The sequence below is a fragment of the Synergistaceae bacterium genome (genome assembly GCA_017443945.1).
Taxonomy (GTDB): Bacteria; Synergistota; Synergistia; order Synergistales; family Aminobacteriaceae; genus JAFUXM01.
On the sequence record JAFSXS010000021.1, the window covers coordinates 1 to 25961 of the forward strand.

Genomic DNA, 25961 nt, shown 5'->3' on the forward strand with positions numbered 1-25961 from the left:
ACATTTATTTGACGGAATAACGAGCATTAAATCATATTTGTATAATGGGATTCGGGACTTGAAATCTATACAAGGCGAGACAAAATTTGCGGCAATCTTCATTATTACATTAGCAGTCTGGGATTATATTTCGCTTGAGACCGACATAATTTCGTGGACATCAAAGCTCGGCACCTTCAAGAGATGGGCGTTATATGCCGTTCTTACATTTCTTGCAATTATATCTATATTCAGCGGTGCAAGGAATCCGGCAGAATTTATTTACTTCCAGTTTTAAATTACGGGGTGAACTCAATGAATAATGACATGAAAAAATTTTTGCGTAAATTAATCTTGCTGCCATTTACAGTGATTCTAGTATTTGCATTATATTTCAGCTTCGGAGCTTTTGTCGTCGGTAATCAGCACATAGAATTATACGAAACCGGATTAGTCAAGAAAGTCGCTCGCCTTGAGTCAATAAATGAGCCTAAAATAATTCTTGCAGGGAGTTCGAGTGTAGCATTTGGCACAAATTCCCCGATGATAGAAGCAGCTTTTAATATGCCGGTCGTAAATCTAGGCTTTCAAGCTGGAGCAGGTAATGCATTTAATGAGGACATAGCGAAATTAAATATTAACAGCGGAGATATTATAATTCTCTCTCACCATGATTATGCGGACAATGACAGAATCGAAAGCACTTATATATTATGGGACGCACTCGAATATAACTGGGAACTCTATAAAATTTTGCGCATAAAAGATTATTTCGATATGTTCAGAGGTTATCCGGCTTACTGGTGGAGGAGCTTTATTTTCTGGATAACGGAAACAGGCAACAGAGTTCCTCCGAGCGTCTACACAAGCAGGGGATTTAATGAATTTGGCGACATGGCTATCAAGCCTGAAGAATATAGACTCACTGTTGAAAAAATGTTCAAGCCGGGAAATGTTAAATTTCCGCGAATAAATGATACTTGCATTAATAGAATAAATGAATACAACAAATATATAAAGAATAAAGGCGCGACTCTTTTAATTGCAGGTTATCCGATTGCATACGGTGAATTTACTCAGCCCGCAGACGTGTACGACAAATTTCAACATGAGTTAGCTTCAAAACTTGACTGCGAAATAATTTCAGATTTCAGGGACTATTTTATACCGTATAAATATTTCTATAATGGAGACTTGCACCTTGATAACGAGGGCGCAAAGATAAGAACCGCTCAATTAATCAAGGATCTACAACGCTGGCAAAATAAAACCGGGAATCGCTAAGACTCCCGGCAAATTCTCATAAAAATTTATTTCTTGTTCCACTCAACTAATAAGCCCGTAGCTACAAAAATTGAACTCCATGTGCCCGCGATAATGCCTATTAACATTGCATAACTGAACGCCATTAACACAGGCCCTCCCCATACACATAAAGCTATTACGGGAAATAAAGTCGTTAATGTCGTGTTAATTGTTCGCGATAAAGTTTGATTCAATGACTTATTCACGAGTCTTTCGATTCCTTCGCGCGACAAACTGCCCCAGTTCTCGCGGACTCTGTCGAGAATAATAATTGTATTGTTCAACGAGTAGCCCACTATTGTTAAAATCGCCGCAATAAATGACGAAGAAATTTCCATTTGCGTAATACTGAAGAATCCCAGCGCAACAATTACATCATGCACAAGAGGGACAACGCTCACGACTGCAAATCTAAACTGGAATCTCAGAGTAATATAAATCAATATCGCAATTAACGCAATGGACACGCCGATAACAGCCTGCCGCCTTAATTCACCGCCGACAACAGGACCGACCTTCTCAAAACCTGTAATCTTGACATCTTTAAAATTTGTCTGCAATGCCTTGATGACTGCTTCACGACTCTGTTCGGTGTCTTCATTTGTGCGTATGATTATGCCCTTCTCGCCGAAATGTTGAATCATTGCGCCTTTTGCTGCGACACTTGATATTACAGTTCTGACCTGTGCAATATCCGGAAGTGACTCAAATTCTGTCTGGATAACATTTCCGCCAGTAAAGTCTATACCCAAATTAAGGCCTCTCGTCAAAAGCAAAATTATACTGGCAAGGACTAATACAAGGCTGATGGTCAGAGCAAGTCTTCTGTGCTTCATGAAGTCAATATTTAGATTTAAGCTGCTCATTTTCTCTTGATTATCTCCTTTCCGCTTTTAACGAATAATTGCAAAATTGCGCGTGTTACAACGATATTTGCGAAGACGCTTGCTACAAGTCCTACAGAGAGAGTTACGCCAAATCCCCGCACGGAACCTGACCCGAAATAAAATAATACAAGTGCTGCAATTAAAGTCGTGATATTCGAGTCTAAGATCGTAACAAGAGCTTTTCTGAATCCTGAGTCAAGTGCTGCTAAAGGAGTTTTGCCGGCGTTCTGTTCTTCTTTTATGCGCTCATAAATTAAAACGTTGCCGTCGACAGCCATTCCGAGCGTTAAAATAATTCCTGCGATACCCGGAAGAGTCAAGGTTGCATTAAACGCGATTAACCCCGCAAAAATAAGCAAAACAGTTACAGCAAGTGCCAAATCTGCCGCAAGTCCTCTGAATTGATAATAAAGCAGCATGAAAACGAGCACCATTCCAGCACCGAATAAACCTGCTTCGAGTCCTTGTCTTACTGAGTCAGCACCTAAGCTCGGCCCGACAGATCTATTTTCTGCGATTTCGACTGCAACAGGTAAAGCACCGGCCTTAAGCATGATTGCGAGTCTTCCGGCTTCCTCGTTTGTGAATCTGCCTGTAATTTGTGCGCGTCCTCCTGCGATTCTGTCCTGCACGACGGGAGCGGAAATTACTACATTGTCAAGAACTATAGCTAATTGTTTGCCGATTAATCTTGCTGTAGCCTGCTCGAATAAATTTGCGCCGTTAGAATTAAATTCAAGCGATACACCCATGCGGCCTAAGCTGTCGGGATTCATTTCAGCGTTGATTAAGTCTTTGCCCGATAAAAGCACCGGCCCAAGCAAATAAAATAATCCGGCTTCCTCACCTGGTGCGACGATAGATCCGGGAGTGTTGGCTGTCTTTGCCTGAAAATCTGCGCTTGCGTTTGCTAATTGATTTACTGCGTTCTGCCAGCGTTCTTGAGCGTCTGCAAATTGTACGTCGTTATCATAATTGCTGCGAATGGGTGCGGGAGGGGGAGTGCCGTTTGTCTCTAGGACCTCGCGAAAATCCATCTGCGCCGTACGTCCAATTAATTCAAGTGCTGCTGCAGGGTCTTGAATGCCGGGTAAATCTACAATGATTCTATCTGAACCGCTTTTCTGTATAATGGGCTCTGCGACTCCGTACTGGTCGATTCTATTTCTGAGCACTGCTAAGAGTCTGTCAATGCTGTCATCTCTGACGGGATTCTCTGGTGTGTCCTTTGCCTGCAAAACGATATGAGCTCCGCCCTTGAGATCGAGTCCGAGATTGATATTATTTCTCTCGTACCACACGAACACAGAAGCAGCAGCGATTACAAGAATTACGAGCCAAAGTCTAGTTCTATTAGAGAGCATTTACGCGCTTGCCTCCGTTTTGTTAGCTGTTGTTGAGGCTCGTTTTGTCTGCACCGCTGATTTAAGGATTCTGACTCTGACACCTTCTGCGATTTCGATTTGGAAAGAGTCTTCGCGTACTTCTCTGACTGTTCCCATGAAACCGCCGATTGTAATAATTTCATCGCCCCTGTTAATGCTTGCGATCATGTTATTATGCTGTTTATCGCGTTTTCTTTGCGGACGAATAATAAAGAAATAAAATATCAGTACAAATATTGCAAGAGGGAAAAGCATCCCCATCAAGCCGCCGCCCTGAGGAGCAGCCCCCGCATCACCGCCGCCCGGAGCACTTGCACCACTGCCGCCGCAAATGTTTACAGCTGTTGTTGATTCTGCCATGTCTGAAAAAATTACCTCCTGAAAAATTTATTACTTCCACATCGGGGAATATTTTGCGAGTCCTGCATACTTTGCAACGTCGCCGAGTTCTTCCTCGATTCTGAGAAGCTGATTATATTTCGCGATTCTGTCTGTTCTTGCGATACTTCCTGTTTTAATCTGGCCTGCACGTGTTGCAACTGCCAAATCTGCAATGAAGGTGTCTGCTGTCTCGCCTGATCTGTGAGAGACTACAGCGGCATAACCTGAATCAGCGGCCATTTGTATAACTTGAAGAGTCTCGCTTACTGTTCCGATCTGATTTAACTTGACGAGTACTGCATTTGCGATACCTTCAGAAATTCCGCGTGCCAAAATCTTTGGATTCGTTACAAATAAATCATCGCCGACAAGCTGAATTTTTTTGCCGAGTGCTGCTGTAAGAGCTGCCCAGCCTTCCCAGTCGTCCTCTGCGCAACCGTCTTCAATCGAGATAACCGGATAATTTGCGACAAGATCTTCATAAAGTTTTACAAGTTCGCCGGAAGTGTATTCTGCTCCGCCGCTCTTGCTGAAGACGTATTTATTTTTCTCCGCTACGAAAAATTCAGACGAGGCGACATCAAGTGCAAAGCTGACATCATCACCGGGTTTGTAACCTGCTTTATTTACTGCTTCCATTAGTAAATCAAGTGCTTCACGGTTATCCTTGAGGTTAGGAGCAAATCCGCCTTCATCGCCGACACCTGTTGAGTATCCGCGAGCTTTTGTGCAGCTTTTGAGAGCGTGATAAACTTCTGCGCCCATTCTTAAAGCCTCAGAAAAATTTTTCCCGCTGTGAGGTACGATCATGAACTCTTGAAAATCGACTGTAGAGTCTGCATGTGCTCCGCCGTTAATAACATTCATCATCGGTGTAGGAAGTAAAGCACCTCCGACTCCGCCGAGCCATCTGTAAAGGGGAAGTCCGTGGCTGTCTGCTGCTGCCCGCGCTGTTGCCATTGATACACCGAGAATCGCATTTGCGCCGAGATTCTTTTTGCCGTCAGAACCGTCAAGCTCAATCATTGCTTTATCGACTGCGAATTGATCATCAGCGTCATAACAACCGACTAACTCAGGGGCGATTTTCTCATTTACGTTATTGACTGCGTGCTGAGTGCCTTTGCCGTTATAACGCGCCTCTTTGTCTCGAAGCTCTAAAGCCTCATGAACGCCGGTAGATGCTCCGGAAGGTACTGCTGCTCTTCCAAATGAACCGTCTTCAAGCTGTACATCAACTTCAACTGTAGGGTTGCCTCTTGAGTCAAGAATCTCGCGGCCGTGAACTCCAACTATTAATGCCATTAAATAAAACCTCCTGATAAAAATTTTAGTTTACGAGCTATTATAAACGGGTAATGAAAATTTTAAAATGGTAATTCGTCGGGCTTTACTGTACGTTCTGCGATTTGTTCCCATGAAATTGTTTTAGGACGCTTTAAAATTGCCTCGTCTGCGCACAAAACTTTTACTTTCAAGACGCGGTTTATGTATGCGATTTCGATTATATTTCCCTCGTTGACCTCGCTTGAAGATTTGCACTCGCGCCCGTTGAGTCTGACTGCGCCTAACTCGATCATTTCTTGTGCTGCTGTACGGCGTTTGACGAGTCTTGCGAGCTTCAAGAATTTATCAAGCCTCATAAAATTTTTTGCCTCCTGTTATATAATTTCGTTCATACTTCCGGTTCTATATCCCTGCAAATCAAGTGTAACATATGAGAATCCTAAATTTTTTAGCCCGCTATAAATTTTTGTCCTGATTGAGTCTTCTATTATGCGTGAAAAATTTTCTGGTGTTATCTCGATTCTTGCGATATTGCCGTGAATCCTGACCCGCTCTTGACGAAATCCTAAATCCTGTAATAAATTTTCTGCGTTTGCGACCATTATTAATTTTTCCGGAGTAATAGTCTCACCATAAACGAATCTCGACGCAAGACAAGCGAATGAAGGTTTATCCCACGTCGGCAAATTCAATGCGCGCGAAAGTTCCCGGACATCAGATTTTGTGAAAGCAGCTTCACGCAAAGGACTCTTTATTCCGAGTTCGTCTATTGCCTTGAGTCCCGGCCTGTAGTCGCCTAAGTCATCAAGATTCGAGCCTTCTATAACGTGCGATAAATTATTTTCGTGCGCAACAGTTTTTATTCGCGTAAATAAATCTTTCTTGCATAAATAACACCTGTTCGGGGGATTCTGGCTGAAATTTTTTATAGCAAGCTCATCGACTGAAATAATTATTTGCTTGATATTATGAGACTCGCAGAAATTTTTTGATTCGTCAAGCTCACGGCCTGGAATTAAACGCGATTGAATCGTAACGGCAACGGCTTTATCGCGTAAGACTTCATGAGCAATGTATAATAATAAAGTCGAGTCAACTCCGCCGGAAAATGCAACAGCTGCACTCTTGAGTGAGTCAATATAATTTTTTAGAGTCTGATATTTTGCTTGTATAGTCATGATAAATAAATTCTCCTTACACTTATAGCCGCTAAAAATCTTTATCGCTCTGCCAAAATTCGCCCGTCAAAATATTTACGCACGATGAATAACCTTTTTTGCGCTTGCAGTTAGTGTCGAGCATTAAAATATTCTTGCCGCTGACTTTAACGGGGACAGTAATTTTTTTGCCAAATTCTGACTGAGTCGGACGGTGGCCTATCACTACAAATTTATTGCCGTGATAATTTCTGCAAAATCTTTTGTTGAACATTAGAGAAAATTCGTCGTTGGGATTAATTGTGCCGTCGTCATTTATTCCAGCATGAGCAAACACAAAATCCCGGCCATCAATCGTAAGTTCCTGATAAAATTTTAAGCCCGCAAAAAATTCATAAACTTTTTTCGTGAGTTCGGGATCATTAACGCTATTTAATTCGCGCAATAGTGCCCAATTTTTATTATTATCGCGCAAAAATTCACGTTCTTTGTTGCCGCTCAAGAGTATAAAATTTTCTCTCCTGCTTTGTTCCATGAGCCATTGTATAGTCTTTAACTCTTCGCCGGTCTTCTTGCCCTGTATATAATCGCCTAGAAAAATTACTAGGTCTCTATCACTGACATTTAATTTTTTGTACATTGACATAAAGCGCGAAAATTGCCCGTGAATATCACCGACTGCTAAGACACGATTAAATTTTTGCCCGTTGAACTCTACACAATCACAGGAAATATTAAGACTCTGCCAGCCTTCAACAAAATTGTTAGACTCTGCCGGACTGCAAAATAAAGCCGTAATTATCACTAAGCAGCATAAAAATTTTTTCATTCGTCAACACCCTTTATATATCAAAGCTGACTTGAAATGTCATAGAGCTTGCGTTTTCGTTGTCCCTGAGTACGAGATTATTATTATCGCGCGTGAATGTTATAGTGCGTCCCTCGATTGTTGTTAATGTGCCTGAAGTTTTGCGCTCGTTAAGCCATTTTTGAGCATTGAACACGAAAAAATCTCTGTCAATTAATCGCGCTATATTCTCCGTTTGATTGGCCATAAAAGTAAATATACTCGTCATTACAACGAGAAAAACTAACAATGCCGTCAAGAATTCTATTAGAGTCTCTGCACTTCTCCGACGCAAAATAAATCACTCCCCATTAAATAAAGCTCATAAAATTATATAGCAAATACATTACTGACGCTGAAATAATAAAGCTCTCGGAAAATTCCCATAATCAAGAAATTCACGCATAAATTTATATTCATGAGTCAAATTTTTTAACGCGCTGACCTGTGCAATATTCCCAGACTCTAAAATTATATAACGAGGCTTCAAATCACACGCAAAAATTTCACGGTAAAATTTCATTCCGTCCGGGCCTCCGTCTAAAGCGTTCAAAGGTTCATAATCTTTCACTGTTGAGTCAAGTCTTGCAATTTCCTGCGATTCTATATATGGCGGATTGCTGATTAATAAATCAATTTCGAGTCCGTCAAGAGTCTTGATAATTTTCGCACGTTCGGCCAAGTCATAACGCAAAATATTTTCACGCGCATAAAATAAAGCCTCCTTGCTATTGTCGAGCATGTAAGCAAATGAATTAGGGAACTCAAGCAAAAGTGTTACAGCAATGCACCCGGAACCAGTGCCGAAATCAAGAAACGAAAATTTTTCATCGCGGGCAAAACAATATTTAGCAGCCTCAATTAATGACTCTGTGTCCTGACGCGGAATTAATACACCTTTACCGACTTTGAAATCACGCCCGTAAAAAGTTGACTCGCCGATTATATATTGCAATGGTTCACTAGACTCACGGCGTGAAATAAATTCATCAATTTTTGCCAGCTCAGAATCAGAAAATTTTTGACGCGTAAGAATCTGCGAATGACTAATATTAAGAGCCGCCGACATCAGCCATATTGACTCTTGCTGAAAATTTTTTATGCCGGCAGACTCTAAACGTTTTGCGAAATTATTAACCTTCAAGATCTTGCAGTTTCTGAGTCTGTTCTGCTAATAACATTGCGTCAATCATCTCGTATAAATCGCCGTCGAGATAAGCCTCAAGTTTGTAGAGAGTCAAATTTATTCTGTGATCTGTTATGCGGTTTTGAGGAAAATTGTAAGTTCTGACTCTTTCGCTTCTGTCGCCTGAACCTATCATGCCCCGGCGTTCTGATGCTAACTCTGAATTTTGCTTCTGCTGTTCGAGGTCATATAATTTCGTCTTCAAATATGACATTGCCCGCGCACGATTCTTAATTTGCGAGCGTTCGTCCTGACAAGTTACGACTATACCTGTAGGCAAATGCGTTATTCTCACGGCTGAGTCAGTCATATTAACGTGCTGGCCTCCTGCACCGCTAGATCTGTAAGTATCAATTTTCAAATCTTCCGGCCTAATATCGATTTCCACATCATCAGCTTCCGGCATAACAGCAACAGTTGCAGCACTCGTGTGAATCCTTCCGCTTGCTTCAGTAACGGGGACTCGCTGGACTCTATGAACGCCGGACTCATATTTCATTTTGCTGTAAGCGCCTTTACTGTCGATTCTGAATATAATTTCTTTGTAGCCGCCTATGCCAGCTGTATTTGTTGAACTCTCAATAATTTCAATTTTCCAGTGTTGACGCTCACAAAATCTCACGTACATTCTAAATAAATCAGCAGCAAATAAAGTAGCTTCGTCGCCTCCTGTGCCTGCTCTGATTTCAACAACTACGCTTTTTTCGTCGTTAGGGTCTTGAGGCAGTAATAAAAGAGTTAAATCGCGCGTAAAATTTTCGATTTTAGGTTCAAGATTTGCGAGTTCTTCACGTGCTAGGGTCTCAAGCTCTGAGTCTCCTGATTTGATTAACTCTTTTGCTTCACTGATAGACTTTAAAGCGTCTTGATATTCACGATATTTAATTACGACCGGTTCGAGCTGTGCGCGTTTTTTGCCGAGTATCTGCAATTCTTTCGGGTTAGCTGCTATTTCCGGATCTGATAATTTATTGCCGACTTCTATATATTCCTGCTCGATAGCTTGTAATTTAGGCTCGATGTTCATGATAATAAACCTCCGTTTAATGCTGTATCAAGTGAGATTAACGCGACTTCAGCCTGATTTATATTAGGCTCTCTCGTTGTTAAATATTGCAGAGTCAAAAACGGTGCTATTACGCAGAGTCCAAATTTCCCGGAACTTGATGCGAATCTTATAATCTCGTAAGAAATCCCAATTACGACGGGAATTAATATAATGCGCGCTAAAACCTGCAAAATAAAACTTTCTCCGGCAATAAGAGTCTTTACCGGCGAGAAAACTATAATGCTTACTATAACGGCAATCAGCAAAAACGATGTCCCGCACCTCGGATGTATTCGCGAACATTTCATAATATTTTCGGGAGTCATTGCTTGGCCGCTCTCGAATGCGTTAATAGTCTTATGTTCTGCACCGTGATACTTGAAGACTTCTTTAATGTCAGACCAGAGTCCTATAATTGCAACGTAAGCAACAAATATTACAGCACGCAAAACGCCTTCTATAATATTCACATAAAGGGGAGTGCTTGCCATATGACCAGCCAGCCACAACGGAAGCGCGATAAATAAACCTCCTACAGCAAAAATCGCAATCAGAATCGACAATAAAATATCTTTGAACGTCAATTTTTCCTGCGTTTCCTCAAGTGCGACCTCTGCCGAACGTGATAATGCTTTGAATCCCGTAGCTAACATTTCACACATGGTAACGACTCCGCGAATCAACGGCAATTTATAAGGGTATCTCTGAGTCCGTGAACTATGCGGCCAATTTTCTTTGAATATTTCACCGGTTGGCCTTCTTACAGCGAGTCCCCATAAATTTTTGCCCTTCATCAGCACGCCTTCAATTACTGCCTGACCTCCGACGGGAATTTTCTTAATGTCTGACTCGGCTTGTGATATAAATAAATTTACTGCTAACATAAATAAATGATTCAATCTCTTAAACAAGTAATAAATCCTCCATATTTCTATAAGGCTTGTTGCATGAGCGGGACTCCTCACATTTTCCGAATATACATGATGGGCCGGCTTTCTCGAATAAAACCGGAGCTTTTTCCCGCACAAGAATTAACATTTTACGCGCTAATTCGTGAATCTCCCATTGTGCACGGCGGCAAAGTCTGAGGCTGAAAAAATGATGAAGTTCACGGGCATTCATTGTCATAACGAGTCTAGTAGAATAACCGTGAGGGAGAATAAAACGCGCGTCTTCTTTCGTTATTCCCATTTCGAGCAAATTTTTATAAGTGTTATGAGCTGACTCGGCCTGTTCCTGAAAAATTTTTAATGCTTCCGGGTTATCTTGAATCGATGGGGGAATAATAATCGAATCGGGCGAAAAATTCATTTGCACATAGCGTTGACTCTGCTGGCTGAAACTTGCGACTCTGTGCCTGACTAACTGATGAGAGGCCACGCGGCTTAAACCGTCAATCCCGAAAGTAAAATTTACGTGCTCAAATGTTGAAAGATGACCGCTTTTGAATAACTCTGCAATTAATTTGCGCGATAAATTCTGTTCTTGAGCCTGCAATAAATCACCGGCTGTTATGTCGCTATAACAAATTTTCGCGGCAGCTGCGACTATTTGATCAGGTTCGGGAGTGTGAGCTAATAAAGTTACATTCATAGCAATATAATAAAAAAAGGGGCTTGCGATTTGCCCCCTTCCATGACAAATTATTATACGTCCGTTTTCTGTCCGTAGTTGATGCCCTGATATTTTTTCTGGAATTTCTCAAGGCGGCCTGCTTCAGTTAAGACTCTGCCCTTCTTGCCGGAATAAAACGGGTGGCACGCTGAACAGACTCCGACTCTGATTTCCTTCATTGTTGAACGTGTTGTAAAAGTATTTCCGCACGCACATGTAACTTTGCATTCCTGATAGTCAGGATGAATTTTTTCTTTCATGATAATTGCCTCCTGTGATTAGTGCCTGAGTCCGAGACGCTCAATTAATGAACGATATCTGTTAAAATCTTTGTTCATCAAGTAGCGTAATAATCTTCTTCTGCTTCCGACCATTTTTAAGAGTCCGCGTCTTGAGTGAAAATCTTTCTTATGAATCTTCAAATGTTCCGTGAGTTCGCGGATTCTTTCGGTTAAGATTGCGACTTGGACTTCAGGTGAACCTGTGTCTTTCTCGTGAGTCTTGTACTCTGCAATTACTTCTTGTTTCTTGTCCTTCTGGATCATAAAAAATTTACCTCCTGATAAAATCTTCAAAGCTGGGAATAAAGCGCAATCCAGAACGCAATATTCTAAGCAGCGAGTGTAAGCGCGAATATATTAACACCCAACGAAAAATTTTGCACCCGTTTATTTGCTAAAGTCAGATAAATTTGTAATGGCTGCAACTTTTTCCGGCGGCATTCCTTCTGCTAAAAGACGTTGTGCGATTTCTTTCAGGTTAGCGATTTCTTTTGCAAGTCCTTCTGCGAGTCCTTCTGCACGTCCTGCTTCCCTCTCAATTTCAAAAAAACTCTTTACGTACTTCATAGTATTTTCTCCTTCCGGTAATGTTTGACGAACTTTCTCAAATTTATGCTCTTTCGTCATGGCATAAAGCAGCTTGAGTAATTCATCAACGTGTTTAATTTCTGCTTCTTCCGGCACATCATAGTGCTTCTTTGTTCGGACTTGACGCAAATAATCTATTACTACATATGCATCATTACCCAACATTTTAGCCTGCTCATCAGTCAGCCACGCAAGCTCAACGACATTAACTCGGCAATCATTCACGAACGGCCTAAACTCTTGCGGAACATTGAGTCTATCGAATAAATTTTTCGGTGCTGTCCAACGTCTTTCAGTCCCGTAATAAAGTACTATCGTTAACACAAAATACGGCGCATTTTCTTTGTCTGTGAGCTGCCCGCGATAATCTGCACCCTCATAACCAAATATTCTCAGCGGCATATCAGGATCAATATCTGTTTGATTCTCAAGCCCTATGAGACAAATTGCTATTCCTTCAGGCTTCCAAAGTTTTACAATGTCGCGCTCTTGTTCGTGCAGGTCATCACCAAATTTATAAATCGAACGCGAACGAATATTTTGCAGTTCTTCAGGTTTGACTCTGCGGTTTATTCCTGACAAAGCAAAATACAAATTTACAATATCCGCAAATACGTCGTTGTAATCAAATAAAGTTTTTTCGCTCATATCCTTATCTGACAAATTTTCGGCCTCCCTTCTTGTTATACTCAACGCACTTTATGCCAGTTCCATGCACTTGATTTATACTGCTAGCAAATTTCATTCTGACCTGCCCGCCACTCTGTTAATATGTTGTTCGCGGATATTCAGTCGTATTTGCTATATTATGTGCGATAAATATTTTATATTATAGTTAATGCTCTTGATTTATTATATTAATGAGATATTTTGCAAGTACTCAAATGTAACTGTTATAATGTTAGCGAAAATTTTTCACTCAATGCTTTACGAAATACGAGAATTTTACAACTACATTTGCAACTACAAAAAAATTAATTTTTCACAGTTATATTAATTCTTCACACAAAAATTTTATTTCTTTACCTACGCTATTAATTCACGGAAAAAATTTTTGCAAGTATTCAAGTGTATTTGCAGTCAACGCACTTAACTTGCCAGCTACAATGTAAATATTTTATCGCGTTTATATAATTCGTTTGCCTGCCCGGATATATCTGACATGAAACAATTTTTATAGTTATTCAAGTGTATTTGCTATAAGTGCAAAAAAATTTTCAGACTCGCAAATTAACATCTAATAAAAACGTGTATAAACTTTTTCTGCGCACAAGCAATTAATCTGTTGCTATAATATAAAAAATTTCTCATATAAAGGAGTAATTTACGTCATGAAAATTGCACTTGGCTGCGACCACGCAGGTTATGTCTTGAAAGATGCAGTTGTGAATTTCTTGAACTCTCATGAAATCGAAATATTAGACATGGGAGCCTATGAATACAATAAAGACGACGACTACAGCGACCCAGCTTTTAAAGTCGCCGGGACAATCTTAGACGAGGAAACCGACGCAGGTATTTTATTATGCGGTACAGGTTTCGGAATATCAATCGCCGCTAACAAAATTCCGGGAATCAGAGCCGTTGCATGTCATACCGTTCAAGACGCAAAAATGGCAAAAGCGCACAATAATATTAACGTCCTCGCTATGGGAGGCAATGTAACTAAGCCCGAAGACGTACCGGAAATTATAAAAACGTGGCTCGATACTCCTTTCGAGGGAGGCAGACACTTAAGACGCATAAATAAAATCGCTAAGGCCGAGAAAGCTACTTTAACAGTTATGCATCAGGGCGGAGGCAAGGTCGTTATATTCAATCATCCGTTAGTACAACACAAAGTCGGAATAATCAGAGACGTTAACACCAGCGTCAAACAATTTAGAGAACTCCTCAACGAGATTACAGGCTTGATGGTCTATGAAATCACGCGAAATCTTCCATTAACAGACAAAGAAGTAACTACACCCGTAGCAAAAACTACTGTTAAGACTCTCGAAGGCAAAAAATTAGCTATCGTTCCCGTTTTGAGAGCAGGACTCGGAATGGTCGACGGAGTTTTGCAGCTCGTACCAAATGCTAAAGTCGGCCACATAGGTTTATATAGGGATCCTGCAACACTTGAACCGGTCGAATATTATTGCAAGCTCCCATTTGATATTGAAGAACGCGAAATTTTTGTGTTAGATCCTATGCTTGCAACGGGCGGAAGTTCAAGCGCTGCTATCTCACTCATCAAGAAAAGGGGAGGCCGTAAAATTTCACTTGTCTGCTTAATCGGCGCACCTGAAGGAATCGAACGCATAAATAAAGATCATCCGGATGTCTCTATTTTTATTGCTGCGTTAGACTCGCATTTGAACGATCACGGCTATATCGTACCCGGACTCGGTGATGCCGGCGACAGATTATTTGGGACTAAATAAATTGCCTGATATTGACGTTGAAGCATTAATTTTCCTGATAATCGGCTTTTTCTGGGGGGGCTTCACTGCTCCCGTTTCGATTAAGCTCGCAGGAATTTACGGAATTATTGACATTCCTGACGCTAGAAAGATTCACAAAGGTAAAATGCCTCGCGGTGCCGGTCTTGGCTTGTGGATGGGTTATTTGCTAATATCTGTGATAATGTCCGAGTCAATGCCTGAACTAAGATTTATTGCAACAGGAGCGACAATTATATTTTTCTGCGGTTATCTTGATGACATGTGCTCGCTGAGTCCTTTTTTGCGGCTCGGTCTGCACTTTATCGCAGCTTCTATTGTTGTGCTGCCTTTGGGACTTCCTTTAACTATCACAATTATTTCTCTCGTGTGGCTTGCAGGAGTTACAAGCGCATATAACTTAATTGACGGAATGAACGGTTTATGTATCTCGATGTTTATTGCGTCGTCGGGAGCTTTGTACATTCTCGGAAAATCTTACGCGGGGATTTATATGGGAGCTATGGCACTTGGAGTCTTATGCTGGAATTTTCCGGCGGCACAAACTTTTTTAGGCGATGGAGGCAGCACGTTATTAGGTTATTTATTTGCGTCTCACTTCCTGAAAAACGCTATGCCGAATTTAATCAACGCAAAATTTACGGATATTTTGTTATTGCTGATTCTATTCGGAGGGATTCCCGTTATTGATACTACTATAGCATTCACTAGGCGCATACTTTCGGGAAAATCACCGTTTTATCCCGATAAAAAGCATATGCATCATATTTTAATTTCGCTGACAGGTTCAAATGTCATAACAGTGAGTATATTGTTATTGCTGCAGGTTCTCACGTTGGCAGGAGGACTCAGCGTTTATTTCAGGCTGATAGGACAATGAGAAAAATTATTTGCATAATCGGCACACGGCCAGAAGCTATAAAAATGGCTCCAGTGATTCAGGAGTTAAAGCAGGACGAAAATTTTTGCGTCAAGACACTTGCAACCGGACAGCATACGGACATGTTGAGACAGGCTTTAGACGATTTCGGCATTAAATCAGATTATGACATGAACATAATGAGAGCACGTCAGACTCTTGATTATATTACTTCAAGCGTGTTAAACGGTGTCGGTGAAATTCTTGACTCTGATTCGCAAAATATGATACTTGTACACGGCGACACTTCGACAACTTTTGCGGCGGCATTGGCTGGCTTTTATCGTCATATACCGGTCGGACACGTCGAAGCAGGACTCAGAAGCCATAATTTGAGTCTCCCGTTCCCAGAAGAAGCAAATAGAGTCTTGACTGACAGAATCGCAAATTTATTCTTTGCACCCACTAAGGGCGACGCGGATAATTTAATAAATGAAGGAGTCCCGCGCGAAAAAATTTTTATCACCGGAAATACTGTAATTGATGCACTCTATAAAATTTTAGCTAAACAAGTGAGTCAGCCTTCCTACATGCAAAAAATTAATGACCGGCCTTTAATCTTGATGACAGCACACAGGCGCGAGTCATGGGGTGAGACTCTCAAGGGCATTTGCGCAGGAGTTATTGATATTATTCGTGCGAGACCTGATGTAATTTTCCTGATTCCATTGCATAAGAATCCAATAGTGCGCGAAGTTATTAGAGAGTGCTTAAAGGATTACGGCGAAAATGTAATTTTTACAGAACCGTTGAATTATCCCGAATTTGTTAATGCTATGAACAAGAGCAAATTTATTTTGTCCGACAGCGGGGGAGTCCAAGAAGAAGCAAGCGCAATCAATAAACCGGTTTTAATCATGCGCACATTGTCAGAACGTCCCGAAGCAGTTAATCACGGAACTTGTATATTAGTCGGCACAAAACGCGACTCAATCCGCGAAGAGTCATTAAAGCTGTTAAATGATTCTGATTATATGAGTCAGATTCTCGCAAAAAATATAATGCCGTTCGGAAATGGTACAGCTTCACAAAAGATTCATGAGGCAATAAATAATTTCTTCACAAAGGAGGCTGAACGAACATAGAAAATTTAAACGTTATGAAAATTACCGGCGGAATCCCGTTAAACGGCACAATAAAGACTCAGGGTGCGAAAAATGCTGCTCTGCCGGTCATGGCTGTTGCTTTGCTGCTCAAGGGCGGGACTCTGACTCTTGATAATGTGCCTGATTTATATGATATTCATTCAATGATGGACATATTAAAGACTCTCGGCGTTGAAATTGAATATACTCATGACGGCAAAAACTCGCAGGCAATTTTTAGAGTCCCCGACGAGCTTAAATGGGAAGTCCCCGAATCTCTTGCGCGAAAAATGCGGGCTTCTTCTCTCATGTTAGGGCCGTTACTTGCTAATTGCGGGAGAGTCTCTTTACCTTTGCCGGGCGGTTGTTCGATCGGAGCAAGACCCATTGATTTACACCTTAAGGGACTCAAGCAAATGGGCGCAGAAATTGATATTAAAGACGGAGTCGTTCATGCACGAGTCAAAGGCAGATTGCGCGGACGAAGAATTTATTTAGATTTCCCCTCAGTAGGAGCAACTGAAAATTTAATGATGGCTGCGTCTCTTGCGTCGGGTGAAACTATAATTGAAAATATCGCGCGTGAACCCGAAATTGATAACTTGGCCGCGACTCTCAGGTGTGTAGGCGTTCCTGTCGATCTTGAAGGAGTCGGCACTGTCAGAATCAAGGGAATCGATAAAGCCCATTCAGGCCGCGAAAAAGTTATACCCGACAGAATCGAGGCATGTACTTATATTCTTGCAGGAGTCATGACTAATGGACATATAAAAGTTGAAGATGTTGTCCCGTCGCATATTGATGCAATTCTCGCAAAACTTGAGGAAGCGCGCGCAAAATTTGCAGTCAAGAAAAATGTTATAGAGATTTTTCCCGCTAAACGTCTTCACCCCGTAACGATTAAGACATTGCCTTATCCCGGATTCCCAACTGACTCGCAACCTCAAATGGCAGCAGCTTTATCACTCGCAGCAGGAGTCAGCACAATTGAAGAAAGCGTTTTTCAGGCGAGATTTCTATATGCTCAGGAATTGAATCGAATGGGCGCAAATATACAGATTTCGCGTGAGGTCGCAATAATAAGAGGGGTCGAAAATTTGCACGGTGCAGCAGTAAAAGCTACGGACTTAAGGGCAGGGGCTGCGCTGATAATTGCGGGACTGGCTGCTAAGGGTGAAACAAGAGTCGAAGATATGACTCACGTTTGGCGCGGTTATGAAGCTATTGACAAAAAATTAACTGATTTAGGAGCAAAAGTTGAACTCATGTGAAGCACTGCAAAAAATTGAAATTTTCGCGTTTGTCGGCCCGGCTGGTACAGGCAAGAGTCATCGTGCGACTCATGTTGCAAAACAAAACGGCATTGATAACATAATCGACGACGGATTATTAATTTCACGCGGGAGAATCTTAGCAGGACGAAGCGCAAAATCTGAAATCAACAGGTTACGTGCAATCAGACGCGCAATTTTTGAATATCCCGAACACCGCGACGAGGTTGTGAAATATCTCACTAAGCACCCGCCCGAAAAATTAATGATTCTCGCTACTTCCGTTGACATGATAGAGAAAATTATTGCTAGACTCGGACTCAATCAGCCGTCAAAGATAATTAATATCTCGGACATCTCAACGCCTGAAGAAATAGAAGCAGCTTTATACGAACGGCGCGAGAAAAAACAGCATGTCGTCCCGGTAGCAAAGGCTCAAATACAGCAGAATTTTGCGGGAAAACTAGTAAGTCAGATTCGTGGATTCTTTCGCGGCAGAGACAAGGAAGAAAGCAGCAACACAATCGTAAAACCGTTATTCAGCTTTAACGGCCGAGTTACAATCGAGTCAAATGCTATTATTGAGATGTGCAGAAAACTTTTAGAGTTTCGCAATCACGTCAAGAGAGTCAGAGATATTGATTTGGACATTTACGACGACAAAATCGAATTAAGCATAGAACTTGATTTAACACTCGCGAACATGAGCGCACTATCAATCGCAAAATATTTACAGCGCAGATTGAGATCAAGTTTAAGCTACTTCACCGGTATGGACGTTAAACGCGTAAATATCAGGGTCAACGAAATTTTTTTATGAGCAAACTATCATGAATACAGAATTTAATTCAGCGTGGGAATCATTATACGAACAAATTAGAGCCTGCACTAAATGCGATTTATGCAAGTCAAGGACTCAAACTGTCATAGGCTGCGGGCCGAGAGAAAATTTTAAGTTCGTCATAATCGGTGAAGCTCCCGGAGAAGACGAAGACAAACAGGGGATTCCATTTGTAGGGAAGTCCGGCCAATTGTTAAATAAAATTCTCGAACGCGCAAATATTGACAGAGATTCAATTTATATAATGAACGTCGTTAAGTGCAGACCCGAAGGCAACAGAACACCGAGCATTAAAGAAATTATTTCATGCAGCGATTTTCGGGAAGCTCAGTTATTATTATTGCAGCCTTCAATTATTGTAACGATGGGAAATCCCGCGACTCAATCAATTTTAGGCACAGCAAAAGGCATAACAGGACTTAGGGGCAATTGGGTAGAGTGGCGCGGAGTTCAAATCATGCCGACATTTCACCCAAGCTATTTATTACGGCAAAATCCCGACGAATATCAAAGACTCGCAAATGTAGTCTACAGAGATTTTCTAGCAGTTAAAGCAAGACTCGAATCTACGAAATAAATAATTTATTATTAGGAGCTGAAAAATTTTGACAGATACAACAGAACGAAAGCCTAAACACTTAGCAATTATACTTGACGGAAACGGACGCTGGGCAAAAAAAAGAAATCTACCGCGTTTAATGGGGCACCGTGCAGGACTGCGAAAACTTGAAGACATGGTCAGACTCGTAAAACGTGAAGGAATAAGATATTTTTCTGTTTACGCGTTCTCGACTGAAAATTGGAATCGGCCATTAATGGAAGTTACCGGCTTAATGAGTCTATTTCGTTATTACATACGCAGAAAAGTTGACGAGATAAAGTCAGAAGGCGCGAGAATAAGATTTTGCGGACGTAAAGACAGGCTCCCCGAAGATTTGTTAAAGCAAATGGCATGGGCGGAAGACTACACAGCAGATCAAAAAATTTTAGATTTCATTATATGCATTAATTACGGCGGACGTGCTGAAATTCTTGATGCAATTAATTCACTTATCGAATCAGGACACACCGGCCAAGTAACAGAAGAAGATTTGCGCAGACATTTTTATTTGCCTGATGTCCCCGATCCTGATTTAATAGTCAGAACAAGCGGCGAATTAAGACTCAGCAATTTTTGGTTATGGGAGAGCGCATACAGCGAATATTATTTTACTGACATACACTGGCCGGACTTTGACGAGGCGGAATTAAAGAAGGCTTTAAGCGATTACGCAGGGAGGGAGCGTCGTTATGGCGGGCTTAAGAGTTGATAAAGAATTGCGTTTGCGGACGTTCAGCAGCATTATAATAGCGGGACTCGTTATATTTGCGATTTATACGGGCGGAATGTTTTGGAAAATTTTAGCGTCGTTTATTGCTCTTGTCTCGCTTGCTGAATATTATAGACTGCTGGGAAGGCTTGAAGGCGTGCGACTCTCTCCGGGTGTGGGATATATTTTTTCTTTGATATTCTTGATAGCTTCAATGAGAGAAAATCCGCAGCCGATTGTGTTAGCTATGATTCTTTCTTTGTGCGTGTGCGTTGTATTAATGCTTGAAATTTTTCGCCGTCAGTCAACTCGAACAAGTTACGCAATTTCTAATACGGGCGGGATAATTTCCGGAGTGCTTTATATTACAGTTCCATGGACGTGTATGATTATGCTTCGTGATTATATCGTAGGGCGCGACATGCTGATGACACTTTTTATCTGCACATGGGGCTGTGATGTAGGAGCTTATATCGGCGGAAAAACTTTCGGAACTGTCAAATTATGTCCTCATGTAAGCGAAGGGAAAACAGTTCAAGGCTTTGTCGCTGGTATAATCGGAAGTCTTATAGCAGACGCAGGAGCAATTTATTTTTTCGGGCTGCCGACTTATCCTACGATTTTAATAGGATTCATATGCGGTTTTGCAGGTCAGATCGGAGACTTGGCCGAGTCATTAATAAAGCGTGAAGCAGGACAGAAAGACTCAGGGCGATTAATTCCAGGTCATGGCGGAATGTTAGACCGTTTCGACAGTATTTTATTTAACGCGCTGTTGACTTATTTAACATTAAGGGTGATTCTATGATTAATTTAGCGATAATCGGAGCTACCGGCAGTGTAGGAAGTTCTGTAATGTCAGTGTGCGAGTCTTGGCCCGATAAAATTTGCGTGAAAGCTATTGCAGCTAATTCGAGATCTGATAAATTATTGACTCTCGCGAAAAAATTTAACGTACCAAAAGTTTATGTCTATCAAGAGTCAGGACAGGCAGGACTTGAGGAAATTGCGAACGATCCCGAAATAAATCATATAGTTTTCTCATCGTCGGGAACTGACGCGATTAAAGCTCTTTGCAGTGCACTCAAGGCCGGGAAAAATGTATCTCTCGCAAACAAAGAAAGTATTGTAGTCGCGGGAAAATGGGTCATGCCGTTAATAAAGAATCCCGAACAATTACGCCCTGTCGATAGTGAACATAATGCAATCTGGCAATGTCTTCACGGAGAAAATAAAAAGTTTGTCAGAAAAATTTTTCTCACAGCGTCAGGAGGCCCCTTCAGAAATTACACGAGCGAGCAATTAAAAAATGTTACACCCGAAATGGCGTTAAATCATCCTGTTTGGAATATGGGCGCAAAAATTACGATTGACAGTGCGACTCTCATGAATAAGGGCATAGAATTAATTGAAGCTATGTTCTTGTTCGGACTTGATTCTAATCAGGTTGACGCGTTTATATCGCCGGGGTCATTTGTGCATGGGTTAATAGAATTTGAAGACGGAAGCGTTAAATTATTGGCTGCTGAACCTGATATGAAGTTGCCTGCTGCGTCCGCTATTTTCTGGCCTGAAAGATTTTTCCCGTGTGAAAGTTTTAAGCGGCCTGACTTTGTTTCGCACGAGATAAAATTTTTTGAGATCGACGAGTCAAGATTCCCCGCAATGAGAATCGCAAAAGAAGTTATGCGCACGAAAAAAGCTGCTCCGGCTGTGCTTGTCGGTGCTGATGAAGTTGCAGTAAATTTATTTATGTCCGGGAAAATTAGATTTGTTGACATTCCTGCATTGGTTGAAGAGACGTTAAATAATTGCGACTTGAGCGAACCTGCGAGTCTTGATGATGCTATAGAAGTTCTTAATCTTGCGAGAATAAAGGCGCGCGAGATTGCCGGAAAATTTCCCCTCGTTTAATTCCGGGGGGATAAAAATTTTATTCATTTTCCGTTAATGACGAACACGAATCAACAATAAATTTCCTTCGCGTAAAAAAATTTCTGCGTCAGTGTCAGGGCTTAATACTTCGTTGCTTATTCCGTATTGATATTCAGGAAAAATTTCGGCGTTGTCGAGATTATATTTTGCGTTCTTGATGTCAATTCCCTTTGCTGTTCCTGAAATATTTATCAGCGAAAAAAATTTACAGCCATATTTGACTCTGACTCGTTCACCTGATGAAATTAATTCGCTCTCTGAGTAATCGTCTATAATAATTGCGTGCCTGCCTGCGTTCTTTAACATCATGAGCGCGTAAATGTTCCCTAAAGTGTGATCGAGTCTTCCGCCTGTAACGCCGATTAATAAAAAATTTTCATAGCCCCGTTTAATTGCTTCTTTGACGGCAAAAATTGAGTCTGTGTCATCTTTTATTACGGGAAGGACTATGACATTATTCAAATTTTCGGGCTTGGAGTGCGAGTCAAAATCACCGATAATTAAATCAGGTGCAAATCCCAGCGAGTCAACGTGCTTTAGTCCGCAGTCGCAATAAATAAAATAGTCGTCAGGAAGCAAATATTTACGAATCAGAGCATAATTTTTTATCTCTGCACCGCCTACTATTACGCAGCGACTCATTTATAAGCGTCTCCCATGTCCCAGAATCCCATTTCATAGAGCGAACAATTTCTAAAGATTTCGGCCAAGTGATTCAATTGCTGTTCGTTATAATCTTTGGCGGCCTTCTCGATTGCGTTGATTAAAATTTTATTAGTCGCGCAATATTCTTCACCTAAATAACATTTAATCCAGTTCCCATATAAAGCATGATTTACTGAGTCAGGGTTATTCTTCACGATAGTTTTTGCGATGTCCTCATAACTTAACGCACAGGAAAGAATCGCCGCTAAAATTTCCGGTTCGCCCTCTTCATAAGCGACTCGCAGCATATATGACGTATAAGAAAGATTCTCGATTGTTCGCGGAGTCGAGTCAATTTCTTCCTGAGTAACGCCTAATTTGCCCATGTAGCCTTTGTGAATATCGAGTTCTACATTTGCTATAGCCTGAATAACATTTGAGAATAACTGCATAGTCTCAAGTGATTTTGCCTTTGCGACACCGAGCGCGAAAACTTTTGAATACTCGTTCAAATACATATAGTCCTGAATGATATAGTGCTTGAATTTTTCGGGAGGTAAATTGCCGGTCTCAAGTCCCTTCACAAACGGATGATTATTATATTCAGGCCAGAAATCAGAGACTGAATCTCTTAAACGTTCGAGCAAATTTTTATAGTTATTCCTGACAGTAAAAGCAGTCCCGTACTTATGAGCAAACCTGTTAGAAATATTAAATGCGTGATTCATAGGCCCGCAGCCCTTACCGAGATTCAACATTGCCCCTAGTGCGCCGGAAATATAATTTTTCGCAAGCCTTACGGATTCATCGAGGGTGAAATTTTTTGCGAGGTTTGCTGCTATTGCGCTTGAAAGTGTGCAGCCCGTCCCGTGAGTGTTAGTCGTGTTGATTCTTTTGCCGTAATACCATTTATATAAGCCTTTGCCGGTGCATAATAAGTCATTTGCGTCATTAATTGCGTGTCCGCCCTTGAGTAACACTGCACAACCGAATGAGTCATTAATTTTTTCAGCCGCTTGAATCATGTCAGACTCGTTATTAATCTTCATGCCCGACAAAATTTCAGCTTCCGGAATATTAGGCGTTATGATTGCTGCTAGTGGTAGTAATTCATCTGCGAGAGTCTTTATTGCATTGTCATTAATTAATTTTGCGCCGCTTGTTGCTACCATGACGGGATCTACGACGATATTGCGCGCTTGATATTTCTTCAGAGACTCGGCGATAACGTGAATTAATTGCGAACTTGAGACCATGCCGATTTTCACTGCGTCCGGAAAAATGTCCGTAAAAATTGCGTCTAACTGCTTATTCAAGAAATCCGGCGAAGATTCGAGAATCCCTGTAACGCCTAAAGTATTTTGCGCCGTTAATGCAGTAATTGCGCTCATTGCAAAAACGCCGTTCACTGTCATAGTTTTAATATCAGCTTGGATTCCTGCTCCTCCTGATGAGTCACTGCCTGCGATTGTTAAAGCTGTCTTCATGAAATATATAGCCCTCCTGAATATAATAATCTGAAATTTTCATTATTTCCATGCGCTTGTGTAAATTAGAATTGTCCTCTACTCCCGCAATAATAAAACCTGCTGACTTGGCCGTCTTGAGTGCAAATAAAGAATCCTCAAATACTGCGATTTTTGCCGGTTCGAGATTCAAAAATTTTGCACACTCCATAAAAATTTTAGGCTTGTGCTTGTCCGTGTTGAGCTCCGAGCAAGTAAAGATTTTCGCGAAAAAATTATTTATCTCGTTACGAACTAATGCAGCAGTTAATAAATTTCTGTCGCCCGATGTAGCTATAACTTTCGGGATATTATGAGACTCAAGAAATTTTTTGACTCCCGGCTTGAGATTCACTTCATAACGATAAAAATTTTCTATTATCTGCAAGACACCTGATTTTATCTCACTGACTGTAAACGGCAAATTATATTTATCACGCAAATATAAGCTGCTTTGTTCGAGACTCATGGGATAAAGAATCTCAGCTAAATTTTTTTCCGGCTGAATGTCGAGCGACTCTAAATATCTTGCGCCTAACTCCTGCCAAATGTGCATAGAGTCTAATAATACCCCGTCAGCGTCAAAGATTATTGCTTTAATGCGGGAATCAAGCAAAATATTTCTCCGATAATGAGCGTAAATTCTTGGCTGCATCTCTGATATTTTCCTGTGCAAAAATTGCGCTTATCACTGCAACACCGGCGATTCCTGAGTCCTTAAGCTCGATTAAATTTTGTGCTGTTATGCCTCCGATAGCTACAACAGGAATTTTTACGGACGAACAAATTTGCGTCAATGCCTCGTGAGTGATGTCGACCGCGTCAGATTTTGACCCCGTGTGAAAAACTGCTCCTGCTCCGAGATAGTCAGCACCTTTTGACTCGGCGATAATTGCTTCTTCGGGTGTCCTGACAGAAACGCCCAAAATTTTGTCATGACCGATTAAAGCGCGTACGTTGCCGGCCTCCATATCGCTTTGTCCCACGTGAATCCCGTCTGCGTTGATTTCCTGCGCCAGCTCTACATCATCATTTATGATAAACGGTATATGAAAATCTTTGCAGAGTGCTTGAATCTCTATTGCTTCACGTTTAAATTCTTCATGAGATAAATTTTTTTCGCGCAGTTGAACCAGAGTCGCACCTCCCAAAATCGCTTCTTTCACGTCGTCATACAATTTACGGCCATTAAGCCAATATCTATCTGTAACGGCATAAAGAACTAAATTTTTTCTATCTAACTTCATATTTTGCGCCTCTGTCAAGTTCTTCACCTGTCATGTTATAAATTGCGTCAATAATATTATTGCGATATGTAGAATTTCCGACTCCCTGTTTAAATGCTAATTCACCTGCGAGTCCCATTGCAGAAACGGCGGCGGCTGAGGCTTCTAATTTGTTATCAGGATTTGCGGCGATAAAAGCTGTCATCATTCCCGATAATTGACACCCTGTGCCGGTGATTCGTCCCATTTCTGCGCGCCCGTTGCGGATGACATAACATTTTGACGAATCAGCAACTAAATCAATAGCTCCTGTCAATGCGATAATAGATTTTGACGAGTCAGCAAAATTTTTCACGAAATTAATCATGAAATCAAGATTTGAATCACTAACAGAGTCGGCCTTGTCAGCGTCAACACCGTGAGTTGTGCCTGAACCTGAAGCGAGAGTCTTAATTTCTGACGCATTACCCCGAATGACATCAAATTTTATTTCCTTCATGAGTCTTATAGCTGTATGAGTTCTCAAGCTGCTTGCACCTGCTCCGACGGGATCGAGTAATAAAACGTGTCCGAGCTCAAATGCTTTAATACCTGCTTTGAACATGCTCGTAATTGTGCGTGAATTAAGAGTCCCGATATTAATATTTAATCCGTTGCAAATGGCTGTAATTTCTACTGCGTCATCGGGTTCATCGGCCATTATTGGACTGCCTCCGCAAGCAAGCAATACATTAGCTACATCGTTTACAGTAACATAATTCGTTATATTATGAATAAGGGGTGATTTCTCACGCACATTATTTAAACAAGTTCCGAACGACAAAATATTTTCCTC

The 25961-nt window shown here is 41.2% G+C and carries 31 protein-coding genes; 11 read left to right on the forward strand and 20 right to left on the reverse strand.

The features are described from left to right. The coding region (locus IJT21_02500; protein ID MBQ7577117.1) for a hypothetical protein at positions 1 to 277 on the forward strand (277 nt) is incomplete at its 5' end. 17 nt (positions 278 to 294) lie between these two features. Further along, positions 295 to 1263, forward strand: coding sequence for a hypothetical protein (locus IJT21_02505; protein MBQ7577118.1), 969 nt, complete (start codon positions 295 to 297; stop codon positions 1261 to 1263). A gap of 26 nt (positions 1264 to 1289) precedes the next feature. On the opposite strand, the gene secF is transcribed toward IJT21_02505, so the two are convergent. The 15 genes from secF to IJT21_02580 form a co-directional block, all read right to left on the reverse strand. Next, positions 1290 to 2150, reverse strand: coding sequence for a protein translocase subunit SecF (gene secF / locus IJT21_02510; GenBank protein ID MBQ7577119.1), 861 nt, complete (start codon positions 2148 to 2150; stop codon positions 1290 to 1292). Further along, a complete protein-coding gene (secD, locus tag IJT21_02515; GenBank protein ID MBQ7577120.1) occupies positions 2147 to 3535 on the reverse strand; it encodes a protein translocase subunit SecD in 1389 nt (462 codons plus the stop codon). The genes secF and secD overlap by 4 nt, the downstream gene beginning before the upstream one ends. Next, positions 3536 to 3811, reverse strand: coding sequence for a preprotein translocase subunit YajC (yajC, locus tag IJT21_02520; protein ID MBQ7577121.1), 276 nt, complete (start codon positions 3809 to 3811; stop codon positions 3536 to 3538). 135 nt (positions 3812 to 3946) lie between these two features. Beyond that, complete coding sequence (gene eno / locus IJT21_02525) at positions 3947 to 5242, reverse strand: phosphopyruvate hydratase (protein ID MBQ7577122.1); 1296 nt, start codon at positions 5240 to 5242, stop codon at positions 3947 to 3949. Positions 5243 to 5304: 62 nt separating this feature from the next. Next, the gene (locus IJT21_02530) at positions 5305 to 5580 is read right to left on the reverse strand and encodes an RNA-binding S4 domain-containing protein (GenBank protein ID MBQ7577123.1); all 276 of its coding nucleotides are present in this window, start codon (positions 5578 to 5580) and stop codon (positions 5305 to 5307) included. Between the two features lie 18 nt (positions 5581 to 5598). Continuing rightward, positions 5599 to 6402 carry an ATP-dependent sacrificial sulfur transferase LarE gene (gene larE / locus IJT21_02535; protein ID MBQ7577124.1) on the reverse strand — a complete coding sequence of 268 codons (804 nt, stop codon included), beginning with the start codon at positions 6400 to 6402 and terminating at the stop codon, positions 5599 to 5601. Between the two features lie 31 nt (positions 6403 to 6433). Then, on the reverse strand, positions 6434 to 7210 hold the full coding sequence (locus IJT21_02540; protein ID MBQ7577125.1) for a metallophosphoesterase: 777 nt from the start codon (positions 7208 to 7210) through the stop codon (positions 6434 to 6436). A 13-nt stretch (positions 7211 to 7223) separates the two neighbouring features. Then, positions 7224 to 7523: a hypothetical protein gene (locus IJT21_02545; GenBank protein MBQ7577126.1), complete on the reverse strand. Its 300-nt coding sequence runs from the start codon at positions 7521 to 7523 to the stop codon at positions 7224 to 7226. A 51-nt stretch (positions 7524 to 7574) separates the two neighbouring features. Then, on the reverse strand, positions 7575 to 8372 hold the full coding sequence (locus tag IJT21_02550) for a peptide chain release factor N(5)-glutamine methyltransferase (protein MBQ7577127.1): 798 nt from the start codon (positions 8370 to 8372) through the stop codon (positions 7575 to 7577). Continuing rightward, positions 8362 to 9441, reverse strand: a complete 1080-nt coding sequence (gene prfA / locus IJT21_02555) for a peptide chain release factor 1 (GenBank protein MBQ7577128.1) — start codon at positions 9439 to 9441, stop codon at positions 8362 to 8364. The genes IJT21_02550 and prfA overlap by 11 nt, the downstream gene beginning before the upstream one ends. After that, positions 9438 to 10346 carry a DUF1385 domain-containing protein gene (locus IJT21_02560; protein MBQ7577129.1) on the reverse strand — a complete coding sequence of 303 codons (909 nt, stop codon included), beginning with the start codon at positions 10344 to 10346 and terminating at the stop codon, positions 9438 to 9440. Before IJT21_02560 ends, prfA begins: the two co-directional genes overlap by 4 nt. Before the next feature lie 19 nt (positions 10347 to 10365). After that, the gene (locus tag IJT21_02565; protein ID MBQ7577130.1) at positions 10366 to 11061 is read right to left on the reverse strand and encodes an FAD-dependent thymidylate synthase; all 696 of its coding nucleotides are present in this window, start codon (positions 11059 to 11061) and stop codon (positions 10366 to 10368) included. 47 nt (positions 11062 to 11108) lie between these two features. Then, on the reverse strand, positions 11109 to 11336 hold the full coding sequence (gene rpmE / locus IJT21_02570; protein ID MBQ7577131.1) for a 50S ribosomal protein L31: 228 nt from the start codon (positions 11334 to 11336) through the stop codon (positions 11109 to 11111). Between the two features lie 18 nt (positions 11337 to 11354). Further along, positions 11355 to 11621, reverse strand: a complete 267-nt coding sequence (rpsO, locus tag IJT21_02575) for a 30S ribosomal protein S15 (protein ID MBQ7577132.1) — start codon at positions 11619 to 11621, stop codon at positions 11355 to 11357. Between the two features lie 123 nt (positions 11622 to 11744). Further along, positions 11745 to 12608, reverse strand: a complete 864-nt coding sequence (locus IJT21_02580; protein ID MBQ7577133.1) for an Rpn family recombination-promoting nuclease/putative transposase — start codon at positions 12606 to 12608, stop codon at positions 11745 to 11747. A gap of 668 nt (positions 12609 to 13276) precedes the next feature. On the opposite strand from IJT21_02580, the gene upp reads away from it, so the two are divergent. The 9 genes from upp to IJT21_02625 are packed head-to-tail and all read left to right on the forward strand — an operon-like array spanning position 13277 to position 21729. After that, the gene (gene upp / locus IJT21_02585; protein MBQ7577134.1) at positions 13277 to 14371 is read left to right on the forward strand and encodes a uracil phosphoribosyltransferase; all 1095 of its coding nucleotides are present in this window, start codon (positions 13277 to 13279) and stop codon (positions 14369 to 14371) included. Then, positions 14340 to 15269 (forward strand): undecaprenyl/decaprenyl-phosphate alpha-N-acetylglucosaminyl 1-phosphate transferase, encoded by a 930-nt coding sequence (locus tag IJT21_02590; protein MBQ7577135.1) that lies wholly within the window; start codon positions 14340 to 14342, stop codon positions 15267 to 15269. The genes upp and IJT21_02590 overlap by 32 nt, the downstream gene beginning before the upstream one ends. Then, a complete protein-coding gene (gene wecB / locus IJT21_02595) occupies positions 15266 to 16393 on the forward strand; it encodes a UDP-N-acetylglucosamine 2-epimerase (non-hydrolyzing) (GenBank protein MBQ7577136.1) in 1128 nt (375 codons plus the stop codon). Before IJT21_02590 ends, wecB begins: the two co-directional genes overlap by 4 nt. Before the next feature lie 14 nt (positions 16394 to 16407). After that, the gene (gene murA, locus IJT21_02600) at positions 16408 to 17664 is read left to right on the forward strand and encodes a UDP-N-acetylglucosamine 1-carboxyvinyltransferase (GenBank protein ID MBQ7577137.1); all 1257 of its coding nucleotides are present in this window, start codon (positions 16408 to 16410) and stop codon (positions 17662 to 17664) included. After that, complete coding sequence (locus tag IJT21_02605; GenBank protein MBQ7577138.1) at positions 17651 to 18484, forward strand: hypothetical protein; 834 nt, start codon at positions 17651 to 17653, stop codon at positions 18482 to 18484. Before murA ends, IJT21_02605 begins: the two co-directional genes overlap by 14 nt. A 7-nt stretch (positions 18485 to 18491) precedes the next feature. Next, positions 18492 to 19082 carry a uracil-DNA glycosylase gene (locus tag IJT21_02610; protein MBQ7577139.1) on the forward strand — a complete coding sequence of 197 codons (591 nt, stop codon included), beginning with the start codon at positions 18492 to 18494 and terminating at the stop codon, positions 19080 to 19082. A gap of 28 nt (positions 19083 to 19110) precedes the next feature. Next, the gene (gene uppS, locus IJT21_02615) at positions 19111 to 19815 is read left to right on the forward strand and encodes a di-trans,poly-cis-decaprenylcistransferase (protein ID MBQ7577140.1); all 705 of its coding nucleotides are present in this window, start codon (positions 19111 to 19113) and stop codon (positions 19813 to 19815) included. Further along, positions 19796 to 20623 (forward strand): phosphatidate cytidylyltransferase, encoded by an 828-nt coding sequence (locus IJT21_02620; protein MBQ7577141.1) that lies wholly within the window; start codon positions 19796 to 19798, stop codon positions 20621 to 20623. The genes uppS and IJT21_02620 overlap by 20 nt, the downstream gene beginning before the upstream one ends. Continuing rightward, positions 20620 to 21729 carry a 1-deoxy-D-xylulose-5-phosphate reductoisomerase gene (locus IJT21_02625; GenBank protein MBQ7577142.1) on the forward strand — a complete coding sequence of 370 codons (1110 nt, stop codon included), beginning with the start codon at positions 20620 to 20622 and terminating at the stop codon, positions 21727 to 21729. The genes IJT21_02620 and IJT21_02625 overlap by 4 nt, the downstream gene beginning before the upstream one ends. A gap of 33 nt (positions 21730 to 21762) precedes the next feature. Here the strand turns inward: IJT21_02625 and IJT21_02630 are convergent, their stop codons facing one another. Genes IJT21_02630 through thiM form a run of 5 tightly spaced genes read right to left on the reverse strand, consistent with a single transcriptional unit; the run spans position 21763 to position 25949 of the window. Further along, on the reverse strand, positions 21763 to 22392 hold the full coding sequence (locus tag IJT21_02630; protein ID MBQ7577143.1) for a thiamine diphosphokinase: 630 nt from the start codon (positions 22390 to 22392) through the stop codon (positions 21763 to 21765). Continuing rightward, complete coding sequence (gene thiD, locus IJT21_02635) at positions 22389 to 23882, reverse strand: bifunctional hydroxymethylpyrimidine kinase/phosphomethylpyrimidine kinase (GenBank protein MBQ7577144.1); 1494 nt, start codon at positions 23880 to 23882, stop codon at positions 22389 to 22391. Before thiD ends, IJT21_02630 begins: the two co-directional genes overlap by 4 nt. Beyond that, on the reverse strand, positions 23851 to 24555 hold the full coding sequence (locus IJT21_02640; protein MBQ7577145.1) for an HAD family phosphatase: 705 nt from the start codon (positions 24553 to 24555) through the stop codon (positions 23851 to 23853). The genes thiD and IJT21_02640 overlap by 32 nt, the downstream gene beginning before the upstream one ends. Then, a complete protein-coding gene (gene thiE / locus IJT21_02645; protein ID MBQ7577146.1) occupies positions 24509 to 25147 on the reverse strand; it encodes a thiamine phosphate synthase in 639 nt (212 codons plus the stop codon). Before thiE ends, IJT21_02640 begins: the two co-directional genes overlap by 47 nt. Continuing rightward, positions 25134 to 25949: a hydroxyethylthiazole kinase gene (thiM, locus tag IJT21_02650; GenBank protein MBQ7577147.1), complete on the reverse strand. Its 816-nt coding sequence runs from the start codon at positions 25947 to 25949 to the stop codon at positions 25134 to 25136. Before thiM ends, thiE begins: the two co-directional genes overlap by 14 nt. Between the last annotated feature and the right edge of the window lie 12 nt (positions 25950 to 25961).